Origin of the sequence: Spirillospora sp. NPDC046719 (assembly GCF_040645715.1) — a bacterium.
GTDB lineage: Bacteria > Actinomycetota > Actinomycetes > Streptosporangiales > Streptosporangiaceae > Spirillospora.
In genome coordinates, this window is record NZ_JBEYYT010000439.1 from 1 (window position 1) to 7,638 (window position 7,638).

Here is a 7,638-nt window from a genome sequence, read left to right on the forward strand (position 1 = left end):
TCGTGAGCGTCCTCATGATCGGCTGCGCCGCCGGCGCGCGGCCGTCTGGGGCCGGTCAACCGCGGCTCCACCCGGTCGGCGCCGTTCCGCTGCCGGGGCGGCAGCGGCGGCTCGCCCGCCGGGGGGCCGCCCGCGGGCGACGGGGGGCCGCCGGCGGCGGGCGGCGGCAGCATGTGCCCGCCCGACTGGGACGATCCGGGCGGCGGTCCGCCGTGCGTTCCGTTCGGTCCCTGCGTCCCGTTCGGTCCCGGCGTCCCGGGCGTCCCGGGCGGGACGGGCGCGCCGAGCGGGAAGCCGGAGCCGCCGGCGGGGCCGGTCGACGCCAGCGGCGGCTGCGCGCCGCCGGGTCCGTTCGCGAAGCCCGGCGGCGGGACGGGGCTCCCACCGGACAGCCGGCCGCCCGGCGGGATGTTGGACGACAGGGTGTTGTGGGTGAGCTGGTCTATCTGGCGGCGCGCGCGGTCGGCCTCGGCGCGGGCGGCGTCGCGCTCCTCGGCGAGGGCGGACAGCGCGGCCTGCTGCTCGGCGACCGACTGGGACAGCTGGCGCAGCTGCACCGCCTGGTCGTTGATCTTGGCGGTCAGCTCGTCGCGCTCGCCGGTGGCGGCCTCGGCCTGCGCCCGCGCGGCGTCGCGCTCCTTGGCGGCGTCCTCGGCGCGGGCGTTGGCGCGGACCACCTCCGCCTCGGCCTCGGACTGCGCGCGCAGCGCGGCGGCGCGCTCCGCCTCGGCCTTGCTGGCGGCCTGCATGGCGCGCTGGCGCTGCGCCTCGGTGTCGCGCATGGCGTTGCGCAGGTCCTCGGCGCCCTGCTTGGCGACCGCGGCCTCGACCCGCTGCGACTCGGCGGCGCCCTCGGCCTCGGCGAGCTTGGCGTGCAGCCCGACCAGCTCGGCGCGGGCGGCCTCCAGCGCGGCGAGCAGTTCGGTCTCGCGGGCGGCGACGCGGTCGCGCTCGCTCTCGGCGGCGAGCTTCGCCGTCATCGACTGCTGCGCGATCTGGTGCGCCTCCTCCCACGCCTGCTGCGCGGCGTCGCGCTTGGCGGTCGCGAGGCGGGCCTCCTCGCGGGCCTCGGCGGCGTCCTTCTCGGCCTTGTCGGCGCGGCCCCGGGCGGACGACGCCTCGTGCCACGCCTCCTCCGCCTTGCGCTGCGAGGCGTCCCGCTCGCTCTGCGCGATGGCCAGCTCGCGGGCGGCCTCGGCCCGCACCTCGGCGACCCGGCGCTCGACGCCGGCGACGCTCAGCTCGGAGGTCAGCGAGTCGGCGAGCAGGTCCGCGGCCTTCTCCAGCCGCTCGACCATCTCCCAGGCGGAGGCGACCTGCCCGGTGAGGCCGGGCGCGTCCCGGCCCCGCTCGCGGCGGTCGCGGGCCTCGCGGGCGCAGGCGCCGTCGTTGTCCTGGCAGTACCGGACGGTGCGGACGGCCCCGACCGGCTGCGGGACCGGCCGCCCGCAGTTCGCGCACGGCCAGACCGTCACGGGGTCGCCCATCCGCGCGACCGCCGTCTCGGCGCCGGCGGTGCCGGCGATGTCGTCGCGCGCCTCCGGCGCGGCCTGCTGCGGCATGCCCTGCCGCGGGGCCCCCTGCTGCCCTGGCGAGCCCTGCCCGCCGGCCGCGTCGCCCTCCGCGGACGCGGCGCCCTGCGGACGCCCGTCCTCGGAGACCGCGCCCTGGGGAGCCGCGGCCGTCCCCTCGGGGCCGCTATTGTCGCGCTCTTCGCTGTTAGGCATGGAATGAACCATACGCACTAGTACACGGTACTGCAGTGACTTGCGAGGTAGATGTGGGACCACGCACGTCGCACTGAAGTGAGCAGAACCGACCGGGCGTCACCGCACGGCGAACCGGTCGGTCGCCTCGATGAGCCGGTCCAGGGTGCCCGGTTCGGCGCCGCCGTGCCCCGCGTCCTCGACGATGTGGAACTCCGCCTCGGGCCAGGCGAGGTGCAGGTCCCACGCCTGGCCCGGCGGGGTCTTCATGTCGTAGCGGCCGTTGACGATCACGGCGGGGACGTGCCGGATCCGGTCGACGCCCGCCAGCAGTCCGCCGTCGGGCAGGAATCCGCCGGCGGCGATGTAGTGGTGCGTGATGCGGGCGAACGCGAGGACGGCCGGGTCGTCGAGGTCGGGCGCCGCGACGGGCAGCAGCGTGTTGGCGCACAGCTCCCACCCCATCCACGCCCGCGCCGCGGGCAGGTGAACGGCCGGGTCCGGGTCCTCGATGCGGCGGCCGTAGGCGGCGACCATGTCGTCCCGCTCGTCCGGCGGGATCGCGTCGCGGAACGCGGCCCACTCGGCCGGGAACAGGTGGGCGGCACCGGTCGGCGTGAACCCCCACGCCTCGTCGGACGGCCGGACGAGGTAGACGCCGCGCAGCACCATCTCCGTGACGCGCTCGGGATGGGCCTGCGCGTAGGCGAGCGCGAGGGTGCTCCCCCAGCTGCCGCCGAACACCAGCCAGCGGTCGATCGCCAGGTGCTCGCGCAGCCGCTCGATGTCGGCGACGAGGTGCGGTGTCGTGTTGTGCTCGAGGGAGACGCCGGGGTCTCCGGCGTGCGGACGGCTCCGGCCGCAGTTGCGCTGGTCGAACAGGACGATCCGGTACGCGGCGGGGTCGAAGAAGCGCCGGAAGGCGGGGACCACGCCGCCGCCGGGCCCGCCGTGCAGGAACACCGCGGGCTTGCCGTCCGGGTTCCCGCAGACCTCCCAGTGGACGCGGTTCCCGTCGCCGACGTCCAGCAGGCCGGAGTCGTGGGGCTCGATCGGCGGGTAGAACTCCCTCAAGGCCATGCCCCCAGTCATATCCGACAATTGATCACGTTCGCACCGCGTTAGCATCCCGCGAATGGAGATGACGTGCACGCAGTGCGGGGGCGGCGACTTCGAGCCCGGCTTCATCGAGGACGCGGGGCAGGCCAGCCGGGGGTACGCGCGCTGGATCGAGGGCGCGCTCGAGCTGGGCGTGTTCGGCGGCGCGAAGCGCATAGGCCGGCCCCGCCGGAAGGTCGAGGCGTGGCGGTGCCGGCAGTGCGGGCATCTGGAGCTGTTCGCGCGCGACCCCGCCTGAGCTACAGCTGGGCCATGGCCTTGCGGATGCGCTTGTCGGACACGGGGAACCGGGTGCCGAGCTGCTGGGCGAACAGGCTGACCCGCAGCTCCTCCAGCATCCAGCGGATCTGCCGGGCGGGCTCCTCGTCGCGGCGGGACGGGTGCAGCCGGCGGAGCGCCTGCTCGTACTCCTGCCCCAGCACGTCGACCTGGTGCGCGAGCATCCGGTCGCGTCCCGGGTTCTCGGGGAGCTTGTCGAGGCGGATCTGCAGCGCGCGCAGGTAGCGCGGCAGGTCGGCGAGCCGCGCCCAGCCCGTCTCGGTGACGAACCCCGGGTGGATCAGGCCCGCCAGCCGCCCGCGGATGTCGGTCAAAGCCGGGACGAGCGTGAGGCTGGTGGTGCCGCGCAGCCGCCGGTCCAGCTCGTGGGACTCGGCGAGGATCCGCTCGACCAGCCCGACGACCTGCGCGGTGGCGTCGTGCAGGTCGGCGCGGACCCGGTCGTACAGCGCGCGGAAGCCGGCCTCGTCCCACGCGGGCCCGCCCGCCTCGGCGATGAGCCGGTCGGCGGCGGCGGTGACGCAGTCGTCGAACAGCGCCGCGACGGACCCGTGCGGGTTGTGGCTGAGCGCCAGCTTGCCCTTGTTGGTCAGGCGGCCCTGGATGAGCTTCACCGGGGACGGCGCGTTCAGCAGGATGAGGCGGCGCGTGCCGAGCCACATGGCGCGGCGCTGCTCGGCCTCCGTCTCGTACATGCGGACGGCGACGCTGTCGCCCTCGTCGGTCAGCGCCGGGTACGCCTTCACGTCGTAGCCGGCCTGCCACCGCTCGTAGGTGCGGGGCAGCTCGCCGATCGTCCACTCGGTGAGGCCGGACCGCTCCACGTTCGACGCGGCCTTCGCCAGCGTCCCGCGCACCTTGCCCGCGAGCCCGCGTTTCAGCTCGTCGAGGTCGGTGCCCTCGCCGAGGGTGCGCTTGCGGTCGTCGACGACGCGGAAGGTGATGCGCAGGTGCGCGGGCAGCCGCGAGGGGTCCCACGCCTCCCGCGCGACGGCGACGCCCGTCATCGCGGTCAGCTCGCGCTCCAGCGCGTCCAGCAGCGGCTCGGTGCGCGGCGCGACGCGGTCGAGGACCTTGCGGGCGTAGTCGGGCGCCGGGACGAAGTTGACGCGCAGCTGCTTCGGCAGCGACCGGATCAGCTCGGTGACCAGCTCGGTGCGCAGGCCGGGGACCTGCCATTCGAACCCGTCCGGGCGGACCTGGTTGAGGACCTGGACGGGGATGTGGACGGTGACGCCGTCGGCGTCGGTGCCCGGCTCGAACTGGTAGGTCAGCCGCAGCCGCAGCGGCCCCTGCTTCCACACGTCGGGGTAGTCGGCCTCGCTGACGCCGCCCGCGGTCTCGTTGATGAGCATCGACTTCTCGAACCCGAGCAGGTCGGGGTCCGAGCGCCGCGCCCGCTTCCACCACGCGTCGAAGTGCCGCCCGGAGACGACGTCCTCGGGGATCCGCGCGTCGTAGAAGTCGAAGAGCGTCTCGTCGTCCACGAGGATGTCGCGGCGGCGGGCGCGGTGCTCCAGCTCCTCGACCTCCTCGAGCAGCGCGCGGTTGTCGTGGAAGAACTCGTGGTGGGTCTCCCAGTCGCCCTCGACGAGCGCGTGCCGGATGAACAGCTCGCGGGACAGCGCCGGGTCGATGGAGCCGTAGTTGACGCGCCGGTCGGCGACGATCGGCACCCCGTACAGGGTGACCTTCTCGTGCGCCATGACGGCGGCCTGCTTCTTCGACCAGTGCGGCTCGCTGTAGCTGCGCTTGACGAGGTGCTCCGCCAGCGGCTCGATCCAGTCGGGCTCGATCTTGGCGTTGATGCGCCCCCAGAGCCGGGACGTCTCGACCAGCTCCGCCGACATCACCCAGCGCGGCGGCTTCTTGAACAGCGCCGACCCCGGGAACACGGCGAACCTCGCGCCGCGCGCGCCGAGGTACTCCTGCCCGCGCCGCGGCTTGTCCTTCTCCTTCTTGTCGGTGTCGATGAGCCCGATGTGCGAGAGGAGGCCGGCGAGCAGGGAGACGTGGATGCGGTCGGGCGGGGCGTCGGCGGTGTTGAGCGTGACGCCCAGCGACTTGGCGACCTGCTTGAGCTGGCCGTGCAGGTCCTGCCACTCGCGGACGCGCAGGAAGTGCAGGAACTCGTTCTTGCACATGCGGCGGAACGCGCTGCCCGACAGCTCCTTCTGCCGCTCGCGCAGGTAGTTCCACAGGTTCAGGTACGCCAGGAAGTCGGACGTGGGGTCGGCGAACCGGCGGTGCTTCTCGTCGGCGGCCTGCTGCTGCTCGGCGGGGCGCTCGCGCGGGTCCTGGATCGACAGCGCGGCGGCGATGACGAGGACCTCGCGGACGCACCCGTTGCGGTCGGCCTCCAGCACCATGCGGGCGAGCCGCGGGTCCACGGGCAGCTGCGCGAGCCGGCGGCCGAGCGGGGTGAGCCGCTTGCGCGGGTCCTTCTCGGCCGGGTCGATGGCGCCGAGCTCGTGCAGCAGGTCGACGCCCGCCTTGACGTTGCGGCGGTCCGGCGGCTCCACGAACGGGAACGCGGCGATGTCGCCGAGGCCGAGCGCCGTCATCTGCAGGATGACCGACGCGAGGTTCGTCCGCAGGATCTCCGGGTCGGTGAACTCGGGCCGGGACTCGAAGTCCTCCTCGGAGTACAGCCGGATGCACACGCCCTCGGACACGCGGCCGCAGCGCCCCTTGCGCTGGTTCGCCGACGCCTGCGAGACCGGCTCGATCGGGAGCCGCTGCACCTTCAGCCGGTGGCTGTAGCGGGAGATGCGGGCGGTGCCCGGGTCGACGACGTACTTGATGCCGGGGACGGTCAGCGACGTCTCGGCGACGTTCGTCGCGAGGACGACGCGCCGGCCGCGATGCGCCTGGAACACCCGGTGCTGCTCGGCGGCCGACAGCCGCGCGTACAGCGGCAGCACCTCGGTCGCCGTCCTCTGGCGGGTGAAGTGCTTGGTGAGCGCGTCGGCGGTGTCGCGGATCTCCCGCTCGCCGCTGAGGAAGACCAGCACGTCGCCGGGCGCCTCGCGGCCCAGCTCGTCGACCGCGTCGATGATCGCCTGGATCTGGTCGCGGTCGGGGTCGGCGGACGGGTCGTCGGGGTCGGCGACCGGCCGGTACCGCACCTCCACCGGGTACGTCCGGCCGGAGACCTCGACGATCGGGGCGTCGCCGAAGTGCCGGGAGAACCGCTCGGGGTCGATCGTCGCCGAGGTGATGATCACCTTGAGGTCGGGACGCCGCGGCAGGATCTCCTTGACGTAGCCGAGCAGGAAGTCGATGTTCAGGCTGCGCTCGTGCGCCTCGTCGATGATCAGCGTGTCGTACTGGCGCAGCAGCCGGTCGGTCTGGATCTCGGCGAGCAGGATGCCGTCGGTCATCAGCTTCACGAGCGTGTCGTCGCTGGACCTGTCGGTGAAGCGGACCTTGTAGCCGACGGTGTCGCCGAGCTCGGTGCCGAGCTCCTCGGCGATCCGGTCGGCGACGGTGCGGGCGGCGAGCCGGCGCGGCTGGGTGTGGCCGATCGAGCCGAGCACGCCGCGGCCGAGCTCCAGGCAGATCTTCGGGATCTGGGTTGTCTTGCCGGACCCGGTCTCGCCCGCGACGATCACGACCTGGTGGTCGCGGACCGCGGCGAGGATGTCGTCCTTCTTCTGCGCGACCGGCAGCTCCGCCGGGTAGGTGATCGCGGGCACCGCGAGGCGCCGCCGCTCGACCCGCCGTCCGGCGGCCTCGACGTCGGCGGCGATCTCCTCGGCGACCTTCGCGCGCCGCGCCGCGTCCCGCATCTTCTGGGCGCCGTCGATGCGGCGGCGGAGCCGGTGCTGGTCGCGCAGCATCAGCTCGGGCAGGCGCGCGCGCAGGTCGGCGAGCGGCGATCTCACAGGCGTCCTCATAACCATCGACAAGGATAGGGTTCCAGGCCGGCAGGCCCCGCTCACCCTCAAACCTTCGCACCGTAGCCGGAATCGCCCGTGCCGGGCGATCCATTTTCCGTCGGCGCGCCGATTACAACGCCCGCCGCCCCACCGGGCATTCCTGCGCCGCTAGGAGGCCCGGCCCGCCTTCTCGTGGGGCGTGCGCGGGACGAGGCGCAGGGCGAGGCCGGGGCAGATCGCGACGGCGCGCCGCGCGTCGGCCTCCAGCCGCGCCGGGATGGGCTCGGACGGGATCACCGGGTAGTGGTACTCGTCCATCCGGACGGTGCCGCGCAGCACGTCGGCGCACAGGCCGTGGCCGTCGCAGCGGCTCCAGTCGACCTCCAGCCGCAGCTCGGCCGCCTCCGCCTCGGCGGGCAGCACCCCGAGGACGGGCCGCCCGCAGCCGCCGTCGGAGGCGTGCCGGGCGAGGTCGTCAGCGAAGACCTCCAGCGCGGACAGCACGAACCGGGCGGTGCCGTCGGGGTGGGAGCACGCGCCGCGGCCGGCGACCATCCCGACGGCTCGGCGGACGGCCTCGCAGGCGGCCGCGACGCCCCGGCCGGCGGCGATGTCGGCGAGCGCGCCGGCGACGTCGGGCAGCCCGAGGCGGC

Annotated in this window: 5 protein-coding genes; 1 reads left to right on the forward strand and 4 read right to left on the reverse strand. The window is 74.3% G+C overall.

Annotation, left to right across the window (positions count from 1 at the left end; genetic code table 11):
• Positions 1-1,727: hypothetical protein (locus ABZ914_RS42235; RefSeq protein WP_500200353.1), on the reverse strand; the 1,727-nt coding region annotated here is incomplete at its 3' end.
• A gap of 99 nt (positions 1,728-1,826) precedes the next feature.
• Positions 1,827-2,780: a prolyl aminopeptidase gene (gene pip, locus ABZ914_RS42240; protein ID WP_500200361.1), complete on the reverse strand. Its 954-nt coding sequence runs from the start codon at positions 2,778-2,780 to the stop codon at positions 1,827-1,829.
• Positions 2,781-2,841: 61 nt separating this feature from the next.
• Here pip and ABZ914_RS42245 point away from each other — a divergent pair, with 61 nt between their 5' ends.
• Positions 2,842-3,063: a hypothetical protein gene (locus ABZ914_RS42245; protein ID WP_500200355.1), complete on the forward strand. Its 222-nt coding sequence runs from the start codon at positions 2,842-2,844 to the stop codon at positions 3,061-3,063.
• A 1-nt stretch (position 3,064) separates the two neighbouring features.
• Here ABZ914_RS42245 and hrpA read toward each other — a convergent pair whose 3' ends face one another.
• Together hrpA and ABZ914_RS42255 are read right to left on the reverse strand one after the other, a co-directional pair.
• On the reverse strand, positions 3,065-6,991 hold the full coding sequence (gene hrpA / locus ABZ914_RS42250) for an ATP-dependent RNA helicase HrpA (RefSeq protein WP_500200357.1): 3,927 nt from the start codon (positions 6,989-6,991) through the stop codon (positions 3,065-3,067).
• Between the two features lie 162 nt (positions 6,992-7,153).
• On the reverse strand, positions 7,154-7,638 hold a 485-nt coding region (locus ABZ914_RS42255), incomplete at its 5' end, for a ferredoxin (protein ID WP_500200359.1).